Raw genomic sequence first — 21,246 nt, forward strand, 5'->3', positions numbered from 1 at the left:
AACGAAACCCCTACTCCAGGGCAATGAACGCATGATGACAATATGCATGCTCGTCAGGACTTATCAGGATTAACCAGGACAAAGACGAGCATTACCACCAGCGAGATAGCACGTGCCACCCTCGAAATCTGCGCAAAACAGCAACCGCGGTTACGACAGCAAAACTGCTACGGCAGTGGTCGTAGCAAACATGATCGGCACGGGTGTTTTTACCAGCCTAGGGTTTCAACTGGTGGACATCCGCTCAGTCTTTGCCTTGTTAATGCTCTGGTTTGTCGGCGGTATTGCCGCCCTCTGTGGCGCCCTAACTTATGCTGAGCTAACCAGCAGATTACCACGCTCAGGGGGTGAGTACGCCTTCCTGTCGCGCATTTATCACCCCGCCCTGGGCTTTGTCTCTGGCTGGGTTTCACTCACCGTCGGGTTTGCCGCACCCACCGCCCTGGCAGCCATGACATTTGCCGCCTATTTAGGCTCTGCAACTGAACACGTCGTCGAAATCAACCGCATGGCCGCTGCCCTGACACTGGTCATTATCGCAACTTTCGTTCATGGCAGGAGTCACCAGGCCAGTGGTCGCATGCAAGACTGGTTTACACTGATCAAAGTCGCCCTGATCATCATTTTCATTTTGCTGGTTGTGATGACTGTAACTGCCAACGGAACAGCACAGCCCTTGCAGTGGCTGCCAAGCGGCCGCGACGACGATACGCTACTCAGTCCGGCATTTGCCGTTTCATTGATTTACGTCAGCTATGCCTATGCAGGCTGGAATGCTGCCACCTATATTACCAATGAAGTCAGGGATCCAACCCGAACTGTCCCCAAGGTGCTTGTCATCGGCACCTGCATCGTCATGCTGTTATACCTGGCTCTCAATGCCACCTTTCTGTTTGCCGTGCCCATGGATGACATGGAAGGACGTATCGAAATCGGCGTTATTGTCGCCCAGTACACCTTTGGCCAGACTGGTGGCCTGGTGATGGGGGCAACGCTGTCTTTATTATTGATATCAACAGTTAGTGCCATGACAATTGCCGGCCCCAGGGTGTTACAGGTGATGGGGGAAGACTTCCGGCTGTTTCGCCGTTTGTCTGAAACGCGCGATAACGGCGTGCCTCGATTCGCCATTTATGCCCAGGGCGCCTTGACCGTGATCTTTATTGTCACATCAACGTTTGATGCTATTCTGGTTTTCTCAGGTTTCCTGCTGGGATTGAGCTCACTGGCGACGGTGCTGGGCATCTTCGTTTTGCGTTACCGCGAGCAGAAAGCCCAGCATGGCCAGAGGCATAGCGGTTATCGCACCTGGCTTTACCCTCTGCCACCACTGATTTACAGTGCGATTGTCATCTGGACACTGGGCTTTATTGCGGTAACACGACCTGTCGAAGCATTCGCTGCCGCTGCCATCCTGCTACTTGGGCTACTGGCGTATTGGGCCACCGAACATTTTTCACGCCCTGACTGAACCGAGTAAGTCCGAACAGAGTAAGACAGAGCCGTTTGAGAGAAGCGGCATACACAGTTTTCTGATCCACGCTGAACTAAACAACATGGGTTGCCTGACCTGCCACGATATACCAGGTGACAAGCAATGCATTAATCCAGGCACCCAGCAGGTAATGCCCAGTCAGTCGCCAGCACCAACTGCTGATCACCGCAACGATGGCGAGCAGAGGCACAAACTGAATCATCACAATGGTATTCAATGGCTCACCTGGCGTCAGCAATCGTCCTGTCATAAACAGACTGGCATACTGCAACGCCAGAAAGACAAAGAAGCCTCCCGCCAAAACTGCCACATTAGACCAGCGTTCCCTTGAAGCCGTATCAGCCCCCACACTCAACCCCGTGTGCAAACTTCGTCCCAGCAGCACAAAGAAAACCGCAAAGAACGGCAGGTAGGCGAGAAAGCTCTTGAACTGATCCAGATTCATGCGTTTCAAGCCAACAAACCAGAAGCGAAAATCGGTCTTGAAGAGAAAGTCGACAGCCAATACCACCATGTAAGTCGCGGCTACCACCATGATTGCCAATAACAGATTCAGTCCCGGCATGGCTTTCAGTGACAGGACCCGCCCCTTCACCCATATGCCCAGCAACGATAACACCAGCCCGTTAAACAATGCCCAAAGCAGTACCTGGTTACTGATTGATTGCGGCAACAAAGCATTAGCCGGGAAGAACGCAGCGCCAAGGGAGAATACAGGATAAAAACTGGCAACAGGAATCACGGCGCCAGCCAATGCCAGTCCCCACCATTTTCGCTCACGAGCATCCCAGGCACTTTGCCGCACACTGGCGCGCAAAGATACGAAGGCCGGCAGTTGAATCAACTGACGCGACGCAGCCAGTACAAACAACACTATACCAATCAGTGCCATCAGTGTTCCCAGCTCTTTGAAAAACCAGATCTGCACCCGTACACCAGGATCATTGGCGCCATCCAACGTCAAAGCAAACCAGTCCAGCGTATGAGAGACAGCCGTATGTGAAATATGATTACCCGGGTGTGTCACTGACGGGTTATGCAAGACCCGCGCGGTTCCCGCAGGTACACTACCGTAGACCCTGCCCTCTTGCACTGGTGCCGAGACGCCAAACAGGGTTTGCAGCTTTTCACTACTGGCGACCTGCCTGCCTTCGGCCACGCCCCACATCGTGGGTGCAAATTCATCATACTGGGCAAACACCACTGAGACATTGCGTGGCCAGTCGGGCCTACCCTCCGCAGCAAACCCGCTGCCAGTACTGGACCCCTGCAACACCATAGACTGGTAAGCATCTGGCATGGCTGCTGCCGCTGCCAGTACCGTCCATCCTCCCATGGAGTGCCCTTCCAGCCCAATATTGTTTTCATCGACAATATCGAGACTGCGCAGATAGCGAAGCGCGGCTGGCCCACCAAAGCCATTACTGAAAGCAGGCCCATCAGAATAGCCATGCCCGGACTGATCGAGCGAGAGGACAACATACCCCCTGCGAGCCAGCTCAATAGCAAAGGGAGACTGAACCTCCCGGGAGTTGATGTAACCGTGAACCGCCAGAATACCAGGCGCAGGGTTATCGGCTGTCACTCCTGGCGGCACATACAGCAGCGCACTTAATGTCTGGCCGCCAGCACCACTGAAGCGCAGATCTTTGATACTGATTCCGCCGCTGGTTTGTACCCAGTGTGCTATCGCACTACCAAACAAAATCAGGGCAACAGCAATGACCCAAAGGTTCTTTATTTTTCTCATTTTTCTCCCCCCGCCCGCTGAAGTGATCAGGCTGATGCCTTTTCATACATCGGGCTTTGATCGTAAAAAGCTGACTTATTACGGTACATCCTGATATCTGCAGTACTCAGCAAACGGTCAGCTGTTGTTCCGTCATCCGGGCAGACTGCTGCCCCCATGCTCATGGTGGTGCTGACATGCTTACCCGGTTGATACTCAAAATCCCGGTTCAGTGATCGCGAAAGACGAGTCATCAGCACGCCCAGTGCTTCTTCATCATCCACGAACCTGGCAATAACAATGAACTCGTCCCCTCCAAGGCGCCCAGCAACATCACCTTCGCGTATGGAGTCACGCAAGCGCTTTGCGGTGTCGACCAGCAGTTTGTCTCCAACCAGGTGCCCAAAGCGGTCATTGACCGACTTAAAGGCATTCATATCCAGAATGATAATGGCGAAATTACCGTTATTACGGTTGTGATCATTCAGACACCTGGCCAGGCACTCATCAACACTGCGGCGATTATGCAGGCCTGTCAACGCATCCTCTCGGGCCAACTGCTCATTACGTTGATTTGCCTGAAAGTAACATGCGATAACCAGGCCAAATACCCAGTTCAAAGAGGCCAGCAAACCACTAAAATAATAGCCATGGGAAATTGCAGAATCCATGCCGTTTATCAGGCTCAGATCACCACTGAAAGCGAAGCCGGCGCGAATCAGATAGTTAGTCGCCAGCCAGCCAAGGCTGACAGCTGCCAGCATATAAGCTACTAATTCCTGTCGGCTTTTTAACTTCCAGACAAATGCTACCAGCGCCGCCACACTCAGCAACATACAAACCGTGTCATGAAACTGATATCGGGCAACCGAGTCCAACCGGTTAAACCAGGAAGCAAAGACAAAAACGGGAATACATGCAAGAACGGCATACCAGCGTCGAATAGAATACCAGCCACGAAACCGCAATACGCCCTCCAGAATCAACAGCGACCCGGTCAAACTTAGCGAATTACTAAGCATGGCATTGATACCGGACGGGAGACCGATCCAAGATTCCACGTACATGATGGTGAGTGAAATCACACCCGCAAACAGAGCCAGCAACCACATGATGATGGCAGACTGACCACGATTGATACGCCACATAATGAACAGTACCAGGGTGGAACTGGCTACTGTGCCAGTCAGAATCAACAACAATGTCGGCAGGTGTAATGTCATTTTGCTAGAACCCTCACCCTAATCCTCACTTTATAGACATCAATTTTTTGTTATTTCGTCTGACCAGCGGTCAGTGTACTCAATTAACTTGTCTCTGATGCCTGGCTCTGACATTGCATGGCCTGCACAAGGGATAATATGGAGATCGGCATGAGGCATGGCTTTCTTTAATTGCCAGGCATTTTCCACCGGGCATATGACATCATAACGGCCGTGTACGATGACCGTGGGTATTCTGGAGATTAGTGCTGCATTGTTCAGCAGGTAATTGTCCTCCGGGAAAAAACCATGATTCATAAAGTAATGGCATTCAATCCTGGCAAATGCATCAGCAAAATCGTCATCAGCAAAAGCGGCAATCGCTTCTGGGCTTTGTTCAAGCCGGGACGTCGTTCCCTCCCAGACTGACCATGCTTTTGCCGCCTGCTGACGAACCGCAGCATCTGTTGACGTCAGTCGCCGATAATAGGCCTGAATCATGTCATCACGTTCGTTTTCAGGAATCGGATCAATATAGGCTTCCCAGGCATCGGGAAAAAGTCGTGAACACCCTTGCTGGTAGAACCACTGCAACTCGTGGTGTCGCAACAGGAAAATGCCGCGCAGGAAAAGCGCTGTGCACCGTTGTGGATGGGTAATGGCATAAGCCAGAGACAAGGTTGATCCCCAGGAGCCTCCAAATACAGCCCAAGATGTGACTCCCACATGTTCGCGCAAACGCTCAATATCAGCCACCAGGTCCCAGGTGGTATTTTCTTCCACACTGGCAAAGGGTTCACTTTGCCCACAACCTCTTTGATCAAACAGAATGACGTGCCATTTGGCCGGATCAAAGTAGCGCCGCTGTTCAGGATTGATGCCACCACCGGGGCCGCCGTGCAGAAACACAACCGGCTTGCCATGCGGATTACCTACCTGCTCATAATACAAACGGTGAGTTTCTGATACCTGAAGGTAACCCCTATTGAAGGGCTCAATCTCCGGATAAAGTTTGCGCATATTAATACCGAGCATTCGTTAGCAACCTGTCAATCCTACCCCAAAACCACTGATTTGTGCTGGGATTTGTTATTTTTGCGTTAATTGAGAAGGGAATAGATTGGTCGTTGTCAGCGTTATATTTACTTGCTACATTCGACTCGATAACTACTATTAACATAAGCGGTGAGTAACATGTTTGACAGAAACAAGGACAAACCTTCCGTTAAGCCCGAAAATTCAACACCTGCGTCCAGTTCAGGCGCGAGCAGTATGAGCCATTCAACCCCCTCTCCGGCACCAGCACCAACCTCTTCAGCCCCGGCCCCGGCCAGTGTGTCGAACAAATCTGCCGTGCTGGGCGCAACCATTAAAGTCAAAGGGGATATCAGCGGTGAAGAGAACCTGCTGATCGAAGGGCAGGTAGAAGGCTCTGTAAGCCTGTCTTCACATGAACTGACAATTGGCAAAACCGGCAAACTGAACGCCAATCTGACTGCCAAAACCATTCGCATCGACGGTGAAGTTGACGGTGACATCACAGGCAAGGAAAAAGTCGTGGTCACCAGCACCAGTCAGATCAAGGGCAATATCGTGACTCCGAAAATGACGCTGGAAGAAGGCGCACGCTTCAAAGGGACCATTGATATTGATCCAGCTCACGCAAACAGCAGCGCCAGCCCGCAACCTAGTGCGAGTGCAGCAACCAGCAGCAAATCTGCCGCCAACAGCTCCAATACTGGCAGCAACAGCAGCAGCTCCGGCAGCGGGAGCAGTAACAGCTAATGACTCTGGCAGCCAGGGAGTCTCTGGCTTACCCGGAGACTCTGCCAACCCGATTAGTACCGGATCTTCTTGATCGCTTCCAAAAAGTTGATTACCTGCAGGTATTCGATACAGGGTTTGCTGTGCCTGAAACTATTGATCATTTTGTTTCCCGCAAATGCCGGCTGCATTTCAGCGCTGCCTATGAACTACTCCAGAACCCACCGGTTGCGACAAGCTCGAAACGGGATGGCCGCCTAATCGACAAGAAAGCGCAAGACCAGGCTCTTTACCAGGCCTGGCGTGAACGTTTTGATCAGACCTTGGATTTCCCGCAAGGTACTCGTTTTGATCTTTGCTTTTTCTGGGATTTTTTCAATTATACCGACGATATCGCCTTGAAAGCATTTTCTGACAGCCTGTCCCCCTACCTGAAAGACAGTGCAGTGGGACATGCCTATGTATTGCTAAAAGAGGGGCACCCGGTGCTCCACCGCAGTTTCGGGGTAGCAGCCAAAGATGAAATTGTGGTGCGCCCGGCTCACTGGCAAGCGCTTCCAGCATATGCACGTCCCCAGGCCAGAGTGACCTCGATGCTTCAGGATTTCCGAGTAAACCATAGTGTACTCAGACGCGACGGGTTACTGGAAATATCACTCAAGGCGCAACTTGCCAACACCCAGCCCTGAACAGCAAACAACCCGGCTTAGACTCTTCCTGATTGCATCACGTGCTCAGCAAGACCAACACCGGCTTCAGACATGGTCAGGTAAGTCTGATCAGCCCCGACCGCCATAATCTGATCGGCCTCATCCTGATGCATACTGTGTGACACGATCAACCCATCAAACCCGGAAGAACGCAAGTTTCGGGTGGCAATCACTTTCGCTTCCACATCGTTGATGGTCAACACAACCGACCTGACTGTTCCCATATCCAGGCTTTGCCAGAAGCCCGGGTCCTCAGCATCAGCAAAGAAAACTGATCGCCCTGCTCTTTCGTTATCAACGACACGCGCCGGGTCTGAATCAAGCGCAATAACCTCATAACGCGATTGTAAATAGTCATAAGCCGCTTTACCCGTTCGGCCCATGCCCATTACCAGCACATCAGCACGCCCCAATGAAACAGGCTGCTCATCCGGGTGCCGGGTATTCCGCTCCCAGCGTATCAGCCAGGGAGCGAAGCGATCATAAAGTGGATGTGCTTTCCTGTTTAAAGGTGCGCTGATAATAAATGATAACGCCACCGTCAGAGCTAACGGCACTAACCAGTCAGGCAGGACCAGGCTTGCCACAATCAAACCGAACTCACTGTACTGTGACAGACTCAAGCTGGTAAGAAATGCACTTCGGGCACGCAGCTTGAACCCGATCAGCAAAAAGAAGAAAAGCAGGCCTTTCAGCGGCAGTAAAGCCAGCATTACCACGGCAAACAACCAGGCATCGACACCAGGAACCCCATCGATGCCGATGTGCAGGAAAAAACCGACCAGGAAAAATTCCTTCAACCCCCACAGCGTCCGGCTCAGCTCTACCGCCCGGCGGTGACCCGCCAGCATGGCACCAAACAGCAAAGCTCCCAGCTCCGCATTCAAGCCAACCAGCTCAAAGCCATAACCGCCCAGTACCAGCGCTGCCAGCATCCCAAACAATAATTGCAGCTCATCATGACCGCTGGCATCAAGCAGACGGTGTAGCACAGGCCGTAAAAACGGCAGTAATAAAACCAGTAACGCCCATGGCGATGGTGTCGCTTCCCCTGCTATGGATACAACGACCAGCGCCAGCAGATCCTGAACTACCAGAATGCCAATGGCGACCCGACCATGAAAGGCACGCAATTCCCGTTTGCCTTCCAGTATTTTTGCCGCAAGCACGGTACTGGAAAACGCCAGCGCAGAGGCCAGCAAGATGGCGCGATAGCTGTCCCCATCGAGAAAAAAATATAAACCCGGCGCGAGCAGAACTATCGATATGGCAAAGTGCAGGACACCACCGCCAATGACTTCCGGTTTGATCAGGTTAGCCAGGTTCAACTTCAAGCCAACACTGAACAACAGTAGCAACACGCCCAGATGTGCTACGTGCGATAGCACATAGTCTGCATGCTCAGGCATGGCAATAGTGCCGGGCAAGGAGGAAATCGCAAAACCTGCTGTCAGGTAGCCAATCAGCGGCGGCAACCCCACACGCTTGACTGCAAGCCCGCAAGCAAAGGCAAATCCTATCCAGACTGCTTCCAGAAACATCTTCCCGCCTTTCTCTTATGGTGTGGGCGTAATCAGACGACCACCGACCCAGGTTTTTTCAGCATCCAGTTGCCAAAGCATTCCCGGTTCGACAGCAAAATAGTCTTCATCCACCAAAATGAAATCCGCTTTCTTGCCCGGCTCAAGCGTACCCAGAATATCATCCTGGTGCGCCGCATAAGCCGCATCCAGTGTAAAACTGAGCAACGCCTCCTCCCGGGTCATTTTCTCTTCCGGGTACCACCCCCCGGGTGGTTGATTATCACGGTCCTGCCTTGTTACTGAAGCATGGAGACCAAAAAACGGGTTGGCAGGTTCGACCGGAAAATCAGAGCCATTTGCTATCCTGGCACCAGCATCCAACAGTTTACGCCAGGCATATGCCCCCTGAATCCTGACCTCACCGATCCGGTCGACAGCCATGTTCTTGTCGCTGGTTGCATGGGTCGCCTGCATGGAGGGAATCACGCCCAGCTCATGAAATCGCAGAATATCTTCAAACCGAAGAATCTGGGCATGCTCGATACGGTGACGCTGTGCTTGCGTCCCTGTGTTTTCAATCAATGCTTCATAGTTGTCCATCACAATCTGATTGGCGCCATCACCGATCGCATGAATATTGATCTGAAAGTCTTCTTCCATACCCACCTGAATCAGTTGTGTCAGACGGTCAGGAGACATGAGTAATAACCCGTGATGTCCGGGCTGATCGCTATATTCCTCATTCAGATAAGCGCCACGGCTCCCCAGTGCGCCATCAGCAACAATCTTGACACTGCGCATCACGAATGTATCGTCAGCCGTTTCGATATAGCCTTCACCCAGACGCTCAACATAATCTTCATCATTGGCAGAAATCATGGCATAAACACGTATTGGCAACGGCCCATCTTCCGCCAGTTCCTGGTATGCCTGCAATGTGGTACTGGAAATACCCGCATCATGCACACTTGTCATGCCCAGGTCTGCCAAAGAATGCATGGCACTGAGCAATGCCCGCTTTTGATCCTCAATACTGAGTGCCGGAATCTGCTCGGTGATATAATCCATCGCCGTGTCCACAAAGACGCCTGTCGGCCGCCCTTCGGCATCGCGGATAATCATGCCTCCCTCAGGATCCGGCGTTGAAGCATCAACGCCAGCCAGCTCCATGGCCGCCTGGTTGGCCCAGCCCGCATGTCCGTCCACACGACTGAACCACATCGGCACTTCGCTACCGGCTGCATCCAGGGATGCAGCATTCGGAAACTCATTACTATCCCACAGGACCTGATTCCAGCCTCGACCCTGAATCCAGTTCAAGTCAGGGTTTCTGGCACGGAATTGCGTTACCCGTTCAACGGCTTCCTGCTCGCTGCTGGTGCCTGTCATGTCTACCCGCAGCAGGCTCAACCCGTAACTCAACACATGCCCATGGGCATCAATCAACCCGGGCAATAGTGTCTTGCCCTCACCATCTATCCGGGTCATAGACTGACCACCTTCATCCGCCGCCGGTAAGGTATCACCAGCCTGATAGAGACGCTCAACGGTATCGCCATTAAACTCAATAGCAACAAATTCAATACGTTCGCGCTGGCTGTTCATGGTGTAGCCATTGATATTGTGGACCAATGTACTCTGTGCCCATAAGGGACCACTAAAAGTCACGGCAATCAGTGCAGCCATCAAGCCTGTCCGCTTGCAGCCGCTGGGTTGCCTGGCATATTCAGCGCAAGCAAACCCGGCTTCAGATAATGTGGAGCCAAGCAATGTTGTTATTCTGTCAAAAATGGTCATGGGAAAGGACTCACTTCAGGTTATCGATAAAATCCAACTTCCGTCTGGCACCGTTATGATCGGTCTTGTATGCTTGAAGGAGAAGGACAGCAGCATGCTAATTTAACCGTTGACGGCTGGATGGGCAAACACCGCCTTGCCATCTTCCATACTATTGTGCCGCTACCCTTTTTCATCCCCATGACCCGGGCCTGTTACCACCATGAGGATCATCGTGTTAAACAGCCCCCAATAACAATGAGAACAGATTATGAATCACCCGATACGACGCTGTTTGGATGCCATCCATACTCCCAGGACCAGAGGCTGGGTCGCGGTGCTGGCCGCCTCCATGTTCGTCCCCATGATGATCAGTCAGGCTGCTGCGGCTGAGTTAACCCTGCTTCGCTACGGCCCCGCTGGCCAGGAAAAGCCTGGATTACGTGACGATCAGGGGCAAATCCGTGATTTATCAGCTCACATTAATGACTGGACCCCGGAAAACCTGGCGGACGAAGTGCTGGAGCGCATTGCCGACCTGCCCGTTGATCAACTCCCGCTAGTCAACGGTGATGTTCGCCTGGGCAACCCGGTAACCGGTAGTCAGAAAATCATGGCCATCGGATTCAACTATATTGACCATGCTGCAGAAATGGCTGTTGATGTACCTGAAGAACCTCTGGTGTTCAGCAAAGCCATTACTGCACTAAATGGCCCTAACGATGTCATCATTTCACCCCGTAATGCCACCAAACTTGACTACGAGGCAGAGCTTGTCGTCATCATCGGTAAAAAAGCGCAGTATGTCAGTGAAGCGGATGCCCTGGATTATGTCGCCGGATTCAGTACTGGCAATGATGTTTCAGAAAGAGCGTTTCAGCGCGAACGTGGCGGTCAGTTTGTCAAAGGCAAAAGTGCTGACAGCTTTGCACCTTTTGGCCCACATATGGTGACACGCGACTCTATTGATGACATCCAGGAACTCTCCATCTGGTCTGAAGTCAATGGTGAGCGACGCCAGGACGGCAATACCAATCAAATGGTCTTTGGTGTACGCGAAATTGTCAGCCACCTCAGCCAGTTCATGACACTGATGCCAGGTGATGTGATTTACACCGGCACACCTGAAGGTGTCGGTGATGGCATGTCACCCCCACAATACCTGCAGCCCGGTGATACCGTTCGCATTGGTATCGAAGGCATTGGTGAAATCGAGCAGAATGTGGTGGCTCCCAGATAAAGTATCACCAGGATAAACAACGATCTTCCAACCACCTTTACCGATACGGCACTGTGCTGACGGACCTCTCACCCGAGTTCCCCGGCACAGTAGCCGCTCAAGACGTTATGACACCAGCCATCCTGTTACTCAAAAAAACCAGAACACCTCATGAGGTGCACGAATACCAACATGATGCTTCGCACGGCTCTTTCGGCCTGGAAGCTGCCGAGAAAATGGCTGTGCCTGCTGAACAGGTATTTAAAACACTGGTAGCCGAAGTCGATAAGTCACGCCTGATCGTGGCTATACTACCGGTGTCGAGCACACTTAACCTGAAAAAACTGGCCAAGGCTGCCGGCGGTAAAAAAGCGGCCATGGCAGATGCTGCGCTGGTGGAGAAAACCACAGGATATGTGCTGGGTGGTGTCAGCCCCTTAGGGCAAAAAAAGTTACTGCCCACCTACCTTGACGCGTCAGCTGCAAACTTTGAGCAGATTTATGTCTCTGCTGGCCGACGCGGCCTGGAGGTCGCTCTGCCACCGGATGCGTTGCTGGCACTATTAAAAGGCCGGTCGGGTGATTTGCAAAATCCGTAATATTGGACGAAAAAATGCCTGCTGCTTTCGAGCAAAAACCTGTTTAGAGATACCCGGAACCTTGCCTTATGCACAAACAACAACTGACACCCAGCGACGTTTTCAGTGCGAACGATAACCTGGCTTATTTACAATGGAACCAAGAGGGCTGTTTCTGCATTCGCACCCGCGCCAGTGAAGATAACCTGCCGCGAGTCGTCCAGGTATCAGATCAGGGTGACTGTCTGGCGTTGACCCCACCGGGTCTGGCTGTACGGACACGCCTGCATGAATACGGCGGACGCCCTTACCTGGTCAGTCGAGGCACATTATATTTTTGCCGGGATGATACTCAACAGATAATGCAGCTGGATTTGCAACACCGCAACACCGCCATGACACAGACAGGTCACGCAAGCGCCTTGACGCCAGATGAAGGGCAGTGCCAGCTTAGGTACGCTGACTTTTGTCACGACAGTCTGCGACAACGGCTGTATGCAGTCCGCGAAGATCACCGTGGCGATACTGTCCTGAATACATTGGTAGCAATCACCTTGCCTGACAGCAACGAACCCGGCGATACTCCTCAGGACGAAGGTCTGGTGCTGTTTTCTGAAAGCGATTTTATCGCCAGCCCACGACTATCCCCTGACGGGCGCCACCTTGCATTCGTCAGTTGGTCGCATCCCAATATGCCCTGGGATAACACTCAGCTGCAGGTACTCACAGTGGATGAGACGGGAGCCCCGCAGAGATGCATAACACTGGGTGGCATGCAGGATGGCGCCATACAACAATTGCAATTCGATCCGTCCGGACGACTCTGGTTTTTGACCGATGTTGCCGGGTGGTGGCAGTTATATTATTTACCATGCCTGTCCGACACATTAGGCCAACAAGGTGCAGTCCTGGATATCAGCCAGGCGATACCTTTTTATACACCAGACCAGGATTGCGCCAGTCCGCCATGGATTGTCGGGCAGCAGCAATTTGCCATCACAGCAGAACAAATGGTGGCCTGTACAACAGTTTATAAATCACGCTGGACGGTAGAAGTGATTAGTCAACGTGATGATCCAGACAGCATAGTCATCGCTGACAACTTCAGCCATGTCGAATCCCTTGCCTGCCATGACGGTCGTATCCGTATGATTGCCGGTACGCCCGAGCAGGCAGGTGCCTTGCTGGAGTACCACCATGGCACACTGCAGACGCTGATCCAGCCAGGGCTCCTGCCCGCCACGGCTCAATCTACACCGACCGCACCGGCCCACATCACCTACAGCACTGGGACAAATGCGAACAGCGAAATCAAGCCAGACTGCAACCCGGAGCAGGCGCACGCCCTTCTCTATTTACCTGAAGAAAGTACCGCCAAACCGCCACCCCTGATAGTCACAGTGCACGGAGGCCCCAGCAGCAGCGCCAAATCCGGACTAAACCCGATGACCCAATACTGGTTACAGCAGGGATTTGCGATTCTGGATGTCGACCACCGCGGCAGTACAGGGTATGGCCGCCGTTTTCGCAAACGGTTATATGGCGATTGGGGGAAAATTGATCTCGAAGACATCATTGCTGCCGTGCAGTATGTGGCAGACAAACAGCTGATAAACCCGGATGCTATCTTCATTCGTGGTGGCAGCGCTGGCGGTTATGCCGTCCTTGCAGCACTGTGCCACAGCGACTTATTTAAAGGCGGCGCTTGCTATTATGGCATCAGTGACATGACTACCCTGGCTGCAGAAACTCACAAGTTTGAATCACATTACATCGAACAACTGATCGGTGCTTTGCCAGAATTTGCTGAACGGTACCGGGAACGCTCACCTATCCATCATATTGATAAAATCCATTCTCCCGTTCTGTTCTTGCACGGTGAACTTGATAAAGTCGTCCCCCCGCAACAGGCCAGGATGATTTACCAGGCCCTCAAACCAAGAATACCGAAATGTCAGATTATGGTTTTCCCGGACGAGGCTCACGGTTTCAGAAAACTACCAAATCAAATCAAGGCATTAGAGTGTGAAAAAGCATTCTATCAGTCGGTTTTGTTGCAGCATGAAGGCAAGAATTAAACGCTCACAGGAACGCTTTATCTCAAAGAAAGACATATTATCGCAACCACTAGTCAAACCGTTTTTACTGTGATAGATTCGAATCAGTACTTAAACAGGTGCTGCCGATTTCACATCGGTTAATGTATAACAATCAAGTTCCTCAACAACTGATTACAGTAACAGTGGGAAGGAGTATCAACTATGTGGACTAAGCCAAGCTATCAAGATATCCGTCTGGGTTTTGAAATCACTATGTATTTCAAGGCAGACTAATTCAGGCCATCATGTTTGAATGAGCCTGAAGGTAGTTGGCATGCATCCATGCCCCTACCACCGAAAACGCCAGCCTGTCTGGCGTTTTTTCATTCTGGCGCTGAATGCTCACGGTGATGCCAGCATAACAACAGTATCGCCTGGCTATATGCTTTGACATCAGCAGCCTGCCCAGCAAGACGCAGTATTGAGGAATTATTCATGAAGATCAGAGTCCTGGGGTCCGCTGCTGGCGGAGGTTTCCCACAATGGAACTGTAATTGTCGCATGTGTCACGGTGTTCGCCAGGGCACGATCAATGCCCGCCCCAGAACACAGTCATCCATCGCTATCAGCAGTGATGGTATATCCTGGGTACTGTTTAATACGTCACCGGACATACTCGCCCAACTGGCCGCTTTCCCGGCACTGCAGCCGGCAAGAAGTCTGCGTGATACCGCAATCCGGGCAATCGTCTTTATGGACTCCCAGATTGACCACACTACTGGCCTGCTCATGTTGCGCGAAGGCTGCCCCCATGACATTTATTGCAGCGATATGGTCAACGAAGACCTGAGCACTGGCTTTCCCTTATTCAAAATGCTCAAACACTGGAATGGTGGCATTAACCGTCATGACATTCCTTTGGACAACACAGCGTTTAAAATCAATGGTATCGACGGACTGAGCTTCACGGCGATTCCGGTCAGTGGCAAAGCGCCACCGTATTCTCCACATCGTCACGACCCCCACCCCGGAGACAACATCGGCATTAAAGTCACCGACGATAAAACGGGCAAGACCATGTTTTACGCGCCAGGTCTGGGGCAATTAACTGACGACACCCGCAACCTGATGGACAATGCCGACTGCCTGCTGGTTGACGGAACATTCTGGCGTGAGGATGAAATGGAGACGGTCGGCCTGGGCGAGAAGAAAGCCGCTGATATGGGCCATTTGCCGCAATCTGGCAAGGGTGGCATGATGGATGTGCTGCGCCCGATGAGTCAGCCGCGCAAGATTCTGATTCATATTAACAATACCAACCCGATTCTGGATGAAGACTCCGAAGAGCGGCAAATGCTGGCCCAAGAAGGCATCGAAGTGGCCTGGGATGGCATGGAGATTGAATTATGACAGCGTCAAACGACAGCACCATTGACCACACCATTCCCGCCGCACCGCTTATGATGAACGGCAAATACCGACTACAGTGGGAAGAGGCTCAGGATTGCCACGTACTGCTTTACCCGGAAGGTCTGGTCAAACTTAGCGACAGCGCCTATGAGGTACTCAGTCGCTGCCAGCAACCGGTTACCGCAGCCGATCTGATCGCGCAACTGCAACAAGACTATCCCGACGCAGAAACTCTGGCCCGCGATGTGCAAGAGTTTCTCATCCATGCCTTGCAACACCACTGGCTAATCACGACTGACCAGGATTCCGCCATGACGGAGAGCCAATCACAATGACCGAGACAGGGGCAAATCACATTCCCATGTGGCTACTGGCCGAGCTGACTTATGCCTGCCCGCTCCAGTGTCCCTATTGTTCAAATCCGCTGCAGTTGCCAGCATCGCGCAAGAAAGAGCTGAGCACAGAACAATGGCTGAGTGTCATGAAGCAGGCTCGCGCCCTGGGCGCGGTTCAACTGGGCTTCTCCGGTGGTGAGCCACTGGTGCGACAAGATTTCCAAGAGTTACTGGAAGCCGCCGTCGGCATGGGCTTTTACTGCAACCTGATCACCTCGGCAGTCGGTCTGACTGATGAAAAAGTCCAGGCTTTCAAACAGGCAGGCCTGAGTCACATTCAAATCAGCTTTCAGGGGTCAGACGAAACAACCAACAACACATTTGGTGCCAGCAACAGCTTTCATCACAAAATGGACATGACCCGCTCGGTCATTCGTCATGGCATACCTTTAGGGCTGAATTTCGTTCTGCACCGTCAGAACATGCACCAGGTGACGGCGTTCCTGGAACTGGCACTGTCACTTGGCGCCGAGTTTGTGGAACTGGCCAATACACAGTATTACGCCTGGGCCTTGCACAACCGGGATCAGTTAATGCCCAGCCGTGAACAACTGGCAGAGGCCGAAGCCGCCACAAATCGCTTTAAAGAGAAGCATGGCGACAAAATGCGCGTCTTCTTTGTGGCCCCTGATTATTTCCATGACCGTCCCAAAAAATGCAGCAACGGCTGGGGCACCACCTTCCTGACAGTGACCCCCGAAGGTGAAGTGTTACCCTGCCAAAGTGCCAAGGTGCTGCCGGGTTTGACCTTCCCCAGTGTCAAGGATCAGGATCTCAAGTCTATCTGGCGGGAGTCTGAACTGTTTAACCGGTTTCGCGGCACCGACTGGATGCAGGAACCCTGCGCCAGTTGCCCGGAAAAAGAGCAGGACCTGGGCGGTTGTCGTTGCCAGGCCTACCTGTTGACCGGTGACCCTTATGCCACCGACCCGGTTTGCAGCCTGTCGCCCAAACGTCACCTGGTCGACGAAGCCATTGCCGCAGCAAGTCAGGACCAGCAACAACACAATATCGACGAAACCAGACCCCTGCTATTTCGTAACCCGAGAAATGCCAAGCAATTTCAGTAAATCAGGATAAAGCCGAATGAACCAATCTCCCTGGTCCCGTGACGAATTTGAACAACGACTGCGCGACAAAGGTCGCCTGTATCATATCCATCACCCCTATCACGTCATGATGAATACGGGTAAAGCGAACAAAGAACAAATCCAGGGCTGGGTCGCTAATCGTTTCTACTACCAAACCAGTATCCCGATCAAGGATGCCGCTATCCTCGCTAACTGCAATGAGCGGGACGTTCGTCGGGAATGGGTGCAACGTATTCTGGATCATGACGGCTTTGAAGGTGAAGATGGCGGTATTGAAGCCTGGTTGCGCCTGGCAGAGGCGGTTGGCCTGAGCCGCGAGAGCGTGGAATCGCACCAGGGTGTTCTGCCCGGTGTGCGCTTTGCCTGCGATGCCTACGTCAACTTTGCCCGTCGCGCCACGTGGCAGGAAGCCGCCTGCTCCTCACTGACCGAACTGTTTGCGCCGGAGATTCATCAGAATCGCCTGGATAACTGGCCCGAGCATTACCCCTGGATTGATAATGAAGGATACAGTTACTTTCGCAAACGCCTCTCGGAAGCGCGCCGCGATGTGGAGCATGGTCTGCAGATCACACTGGATCACTTCAAAACACGCGAGCAGCAAGAATACGCTCTCAGCATTTTGCAGTTTAAACTGAATATTCTCTGGACGATTCTGGATGCCATGCAAATGGCGTATGTCCACCAGCAAGCGCCTTTTCACAGTTGTCCGGAATAATTGTTACCCCCAGCTTTCGGCATAAAGGCTTAAATTTTCTTTTTAAGCACTTGCCAGAATAACTTTCGCAAAGTTTTAGTGCTCTCAGGAATAAAAAATGAGAGCACCAAAACTGCAAACATACAATTATTAGCATTTTCCCTCCATTTTGTAACAGCCCTGTCAAGAAATATTGTTAGCGATTTTAAAAAAACACCCGCTATTACAGCATCCTACGCCATACAATATTGACTGATCATTATTGTTTGTAACTATTGTTGACGCCAGCAAAAAGTCTGGTTTATGCTTCAGCTCGCCAAAGACACAGAAAATGATTAAAAAACAATGTGTTATGAAAAGTAACAAAATGATCATTCTGTGAATTTAGGTAACACTTTGAGAAGAAGTCACTGCACTCCAGAGTGTTTAGACCATTCAGTCAGTCATCGGCACAATAACAACAAGCTGAGCTGACAACCGAGTATCGAACAACGCCACCCATTGGGATAACTGCCAATAGTGAAGTGCGTGCAGCGTCAGCTTGCGCATCTATTGAACAGCCCCCAGGGCTGCCCTTGTGCCCTGCTAATGGGTACATTCGAACCCCGGTTGTCCACAGCGGTTTGTTGTTACCACGACAATTTCCCCTTGTGATCAGCTTGCGTATTGATGGCTATTGCCCCGAAAGGACGCAAACTGAGTACATGGTTGTTTAAGCAGTCTGCTAACACGCAGTAAACAATAAGTATTACAACGGGGGGGAAAACCCAATGAAATTGAAAGAGCTATATCGAAGCATCGCCTGCGCCTCACTGGCCGCACCTGTCTTCATGGTGGCTGGACCCGCAATGGCGCAAAATGACTCACCCGAAATCGAAGAAGTGGTTGTTACCGGTTCTTTGATCCGCGGCACTCCAGTCGACGCCGCATTACCCGTATAATCTTACTCCCAGGCTGACCTGGCACTGTCAGGTAACCCATCAGCTCTGGAATTTGCCAAGAGCCTGAGCGCCTCCGGTGCGACTACTGGTGAATCCTATTACTTCGGCGGTGCCGCAGAGACAGGTAGCGTTCAATACAACCTGCGCGGTATCGGTTCTGACAAAACACTGACGCTGTTCAACGGTCGCCGTGTGACACAGAACACTTCCGTTATTCCAACCATCGCCCTGCAGCGTACTGAACTGTTGAAAGACGGTGCAGCCGTAACATACGGTGCTGACGCTACCGGCGGTGTTGTTAACTTCATTGGCCGCGACAGCTTTGACGGCATTGAAATTCAGTCCTCTTACAAAGCTATCGACGGTTCTGATGGCGACTGGAATGTCGGCATCATTGGCGGTTTTGGTGAAGGCGACACAGAAGTCGTATGGGCCGCTTCCTGGGATCACCGCTCACTGCTGAACGCCAAAGATCGTGAGTTTACCGATCTGCCTTATGGCACCAACCCTGCACCCTGGTCAACTCTGACAAACCTTGCGGGCTGGTTACCGCGCGGTTCATTGCCGAACGAGCAAACATACAACCCAGGCTCATCAACAGGTGCCGGAGACTGGGGCAACCCGGTTGGTGGCGTTATCTCCGACTACACACAGGAATCCTGTGAAGCCGTTGGCGGCGCTTACGTCAACTCCTATAGCTGTGCCTACAACTACATTCCTTACTACAATGTCGTTTCTGAGAATGACATCTACCGTCTGTACGGCCAGGTGACCACACAGGTCAGCAGCCAGATGGAATTCTATGTGCGCGCAGCCTACTCCATGGTCGATACACCTGCGCAATACGGCTCGCCTTCTCAGCCAGTTATTCGTGGTCCCGCTATCCACCAAGGTGCCACGTACCAGCTGTATGTACCGAAGTCCAACCCATATGTACAGGATTTCGCTGAGCGCACCGGCTATATTAACAACCCTGCCTGGGCCGTAACACAAGGCTTTACTCCTGTTACATATCGCGCCTTTGCACACGGTGGTCTGGATGTCTTTGCCGAAGATGGCAAATACTCCACACCGAGCAAGATCCGCAACAAGTTTGCACACATCGTATCCGGCTTTGAAGGCGAACTGGACAACGGCATCAGCTATGATATTGCTGCCACTTACAACCAGGAAAACCTGTACGCTGACAGCCCTGACATGATGCTGTATCGCATGCAGGAAGCGCTGAACGGTTTCGGTGGTGAAAACTGTAACGTTCAAGACCAGAACCCAAATCGTTTCGGCACGCAAAATGCGGGCGCGGCTGGCCAAAACGGTTGTATGTACTACAACCCGTTCGCCTCTAACTTCAGCCAGCAGCCTGTTTACGGCCTGAACAACCCAAGCTACGTCCCAGGTGCTGAAAACTCACCTGAACTGATTCGCTGGATGTTCAACGAGCGCGCCGCCCGTGATCTGAACTGGAACCTGACGTTTGATGCCGTATTCAGTGGTGAAACACCCATCGAATTGCCTGGCGGCAACATGGGATGGGCACTGGGTGGTCAGTGGCGTACCACGGAAAACCAGGAAACGGTAACAGACCCACTGTACAACGGTCAGACAGAATGTCAGAACCCGGCCGATGAAGGCCAGGTGCCTCGTGATCCTTCAGATCCGGCATTCAACGGCTGTACGCCAGATGCACCGGGTCCATTCCAGTTCTTCGCTACCAACCCTGCTGACTACAGCACACAGGATCAGACTTCGGTCTTTGGTGAGTTAAGCATGCCGGTACTGGACAACGTATACCTGTCTGCCCGCTCTGGCAGGATAGTTGACACCATCTACTTTTACCAGATGGGCGGATTGAGAATATGAGTGGCGCGATTTTCACAGGAGCGTAAGGAAGCAGTTTTGAGCCGGTTACTGCCGCCGTACAACATGACGGTATCGGATCTGGCAAAAGTTGAAGGCATCAGCGAAGCAACCCTTTATAATTGGCGCAAGCAAGCCAGATTAAGAGGACGCGCCGTGCCGGGGCCCAAACCAAATAACACAGACCAGTGGTCAGCTGAAGCAAAGCTGGCCACGGTGATAGAAACAGCCACGATGAGCGAGGCTCAGCTTAATGAGTATTGTCGCCAGAAAGGTCTGTTCGTCGAGCAGGTAAAGGCCTGGAAAGAAGCTTCGCTGGCCGGGTTCCAAAGTGCCGAGCAGCAGGATAAAACGCTCAAGCAGCAGTCAAAGGCGGATAAGCAGCAGATCAAAAAGCTTGAGAAGGAGCTGCGCCGTAAAGAGAAAGCACTGGCAGAAACCGCGGCGCTGCTGGTGCTGCGAAAAAAGCTGGATGCGCTCTGGGAGAACAACGACGCGGACGACTGACCGCGCTGCCAGAGCGCCTGATTATTATAGAATTGATACACGAAGCAGTAGGCAGCGGCGCGCGACTGCACAAGGCCTGTGCTGAGGCGCAGATCGGCCTTCGTACCTACCGACGCTGGTATCAGGACGGTCAGGTTCAGGCCGATCAGCGCCCCGAAGCCATGAGGCCAGCGCCGACGAACAAGCTCAGTGACCAGGAAAAAGAGCAGATCGTAAATTTGTGCAACCTGACGGCCTTTGTAGACCTGGCACCGACGCAGATCGTACCGGCATTGATGGACCAGGGCGTATATGTGGCATCGGAGTCCTCGTT

At 52.2% G+C, this 21,246-nt stretch carries 19 protein-coding genes and 1 pseudogene; 14 read left to right on the plus strand and 6 right to left on the minus strand.

The window, feature by feature from the left end; translation table 11 throughout:
- The first annotated feature begins 112 nt into the window (after window positions 1-112).
- Entirely contained in the window at window positions 113-1,471 is a 1,359-nt protein-coding gene (locus PSCS_RS11590) for an APC family permease (RefSeq protein WP_229694605.1), read from the plus strand.
- A 76-nt stretch (window positions 1,472-1,547) separates the two neighbouring features.
- On the opposite strand, the gene PSCS_RS11595 is transcribed toward PSCS_RS11590, so the two are convergent.
- Genes PSCS_RS11595 through pip form a run of 3 tightly spaced genes read right to left on the minus strand, consistent with a single transcriptional unit; the run spans window position 1,548 to window position 5,446 of the window.
- Complete coding sequence (locus tag PSCS_RS11595; RefSeq protein ID WP_068812250.1) at window positions 1,548-3,245, minus strand: alpha/beta hydrolase family protein; 1,698 nt, start codon at window positions 3,243-3,245, stop codon at window positions 1,548-1,550.
- A gap of 26 nt (window positions 3,246-3,271) precedes the next feature.
- Window positions 3,272-4,447 carry a GGDEF domain-containing protein gene (locus PSCS_RS11600; protein WP_068812251.1) on the minus strand — a complete coding sequence of 392 codons (1,176 nt, stop codon included), beginning with the start codon at window positions 4,445-4,447 and terminating at the stop codon, window positions 3,272-3,274.
- Window positions 4,448-4,486: 39 nt separating this feature from the next.
- A complete protein-coding gene (gene pip, locus PSCS_RS11605) occupies window positions 4,487-5,446 on the minus strand; it encodes a prolyl aminopeptidase (protein ID WP_068812294.1) in 960 nt (319 codons plus the stop codon).
- A gap of 252 nt (window positions 5,447-5,698) precedes the next feature.
- Here pip and PSCS_RS11615 point away from each other — a divergent pair, with 252 nt between their 5' ends.
- Together PSCS_RS11615 and PSCS_RS11620 are read left to right on the plus strand one after the other, a co-directional pair.
- Complete coding sequence (locus PSCS_RS11615; RefSeq protein WP_157885706.1) at window positions 5,699-6,211, plus strand: bactofilin family protein; 513 nt, start codon at window positions 5,699-5,701, stop codon at window positions 6,209-6,211.
- Window positions 6,211-6,879, plus strand: a complete 669-nt coding sequence (locus PSCS_RS11620; protein ID WP_068812254.1) for a hypothetical protein — start codon at window positions 6,211-6,213, stop codon at window positions 6,877-6,879. Before PSCS_RS11615 ends, PSCS_RS11620 begins: the two co-directional genes overlap by 1 nt.
- A gap of 17 nt (window positions 6,880-6,896) precedes the next feature.
- Here the strand turns inward: PSCS_RS11620 and PSCS_RS11625 are convergent, their stop codons facing one another.
- Together PSCS_RS11625 and PSCS_RS11630 are read right to left on the minus strand one after the other, a co-directional pair.
- Window positions 6,897-8,441: a cation:proton antiporter family protein gene (locus tag PSCS_RS11625; RefSeq protein WP_068812255.1), complete on the minus strand. Its 1,545-nt coding sequence runs from the start codon at window positions 8,439-8,441 to the stop codon at window positions 6,897-6,899.
- Between the two features lie 15 nt (window positions 8,442-8,456).
- Entirely contained in the window at window positions 8,457-10,220 is a 1,764-nt protein-coding gene (locus PSCS_RS11630) for an amidohydrolase (RefSeq protein WP_229694604.1), read from the minus strand.
- Window positions 10,221-10,566: 346 nt separating this feature from the next.
- On the opposite strand from PSCS_RS11630, the gene PSCS_RS11635 reads away from it, so the two are divergent.
- The 4 genes from PSCS_RS11635 to pqqA all read left to right on the plus strand — a co-directional run bounded on the left by PSCS_RS11635 (window position 10,567) and on the right by pqqA (window position 14,329).
- The gene (locus tag PSCS_RS11635) at window positions 10,567-11,439 is read left to right on the plus strand and encodes a fumarylacetoacetate hydrolase family protein (protein WP_068812296.1); all 873 of its coding nucleotides are present in this window, start codon (window positions 10,567-10,569) and stop codon (window positions 11,437-11,439) included.
- Between the two features lie 107 nt (window positions 11,440-11,546).
- Window positions 11,547-12,017, plus strand: coding sequence for a Cys-tRNA(Pro) deacylase (ybaK, locus tag PSCS_RS11640; RefSeq protein ID WP_068812256.1), 471 nt, complete (start codon window positions 11,547-11,549; stop codon window positions 12,015-12,017).
- A gap of 68 nt (window positions 12,018-12,085) precedes the next feature.
- Window positions 12,086-14,074 (plus strand): S9 family peptidase, encoded by a 1,989-nt coding sequence (locus tag PSCS_RS11645; RefSeq protein ID WP_068812257.1) that lies wholly within the window; start codon window positions 12,086-12,088, stop codon window positions 14,072-14,074.
- 183 nt (window positions 14,075-14,257) lie between these two features.
- Window positions 14,258-14,329, plus strand: a complete 72-nt coding sequence (gene pqqA / locus PSCS_RS16470) for a pyrroloquinoline quinone precursor peptide PqqA (RefSeq protein WP_082866350.1) — start codon at window positions 14,258-14,260, stop codon at window positions 14,327-14,329.
- 1 nt (window position 14,330) lies between these two features.
- Here pqqA and PSCS_RS15915 read toward each other — a convergent pair whose 3' ends face one another.
- Complete coding sequence (locus tag PSCS_RS15915) at window positions 14,331-14,489, minus strand: hypothetical protein (RefSeq protein WP_157885707.1); 159 nt, start codon at window positions 14,487-14,489, stop codon at window positions 14,331-14,333.
- A gap of 41 nt (window positions 14,490-14,530) precedes the next feature.
- Here PSCS_RS15915 and pqqB point away from each other — a divergent pair, with 41 nt between their 5' ends.
- The 7 genes and pseudogenes from pqqB to PSCS_RS16155 all read left to right on the plus strand — a co-directional run.
- Window positions 14,531-15,445 carry a pyrroloquinoline quinone biosynthesis protein PqqB gene (gene pqqB, locus PSCS_RS11650; RefSeq protein ID WP_068812258.1) on the plus strand — a complete coding sequence of 305 codons (915 nt, stop codon included), beginning with the start codon at window positions 14,531-14,533 and terminating at the stop codon, window positions 15,443-15,445.
- On the plus strand, window positions 15,442-15,780 hold the full coding sequence (pqqD, locus tag PSCS_RS11655) for a pyrroloquinoline quinone biosynthesis peptide chaperone PqqD (RefSeq protein WP_068812259.1): 339 nt from the start codon (window positions 15,442-15,444) through the stop codon (window positions 15,778-15,780). The genes pqqB and pqqD overlap by 4 nt, the downstream gene beginning before the upstream one ends.
- Window positions 15,777-16,910 carry a pyrroloquinoline quinone biosynthesis protein PqqE gene (gene pqqE, locus PSCS_RS11660; RefSeq protein ID WP_068812260.1) on the plus strand — a complete coding sequence of 378 codons (1,134 nt, stop codon included), beginning with the start codon at window positions 15,777-15,779 and terminating at the stop codon, window positions 16,908-16,910. Before pqqD ends, pqqE begins: the two co-directional genes overlap by 4 nt.
- A 16-nt stretch (window positions 16,911-16,926) precedes the next feature.
- On the plus strand, window positions 16,927-17,649 hold the full coding sequence (gene pqqC / locus PSCS_RS11665) for a pyrroloquinoline-quinone synthase PqqC (protein WP_068812261.1): 723 nt from the start codon (window positions 16,927-16,929) through the stop codon (window positions 17,647-17,649).
- A 749-nt stretch (window positions 17,650-18,398) separates the two neighbouring features.
- Window positions 18,399-18,569, plus strand: coding sequence for a hypothetical protein (locus tag PSCS_RS15920; protein WP_157885708.1), 171 nt, complete (start codon window positions 18,399-18,401; stop codon window positions 18,567-18,569).
- Between the two features lie 63 nt (window positions 18,570-18,632).
- A complete protein-coding gene (locus PSCS_RS11670; protein ID WP_267889999.1) occupies window positions 18,633-20,429 on the plus strand; it encodes a TonB-dependent receptor plug domain-containing protein in 1,797 nt (598 codons plus the stop codon).
- Window positions 20,430-21,246: pseudogene (locus tag PSCS_RS16155) on the plus strand (transposase); the annotation flags it as partial. It lies immediately after the preceding gene.

The organism is Pseudohongiella nitratireducens (assembly GCF_001642735.1).
Lineage (GTDB): Bacteria > Pseudomonadota > Gammaproteobacteria > Pseudomonadales > Pseudohongiellaceae > Pseudohongiella > Pseudohongiella nitratireducens.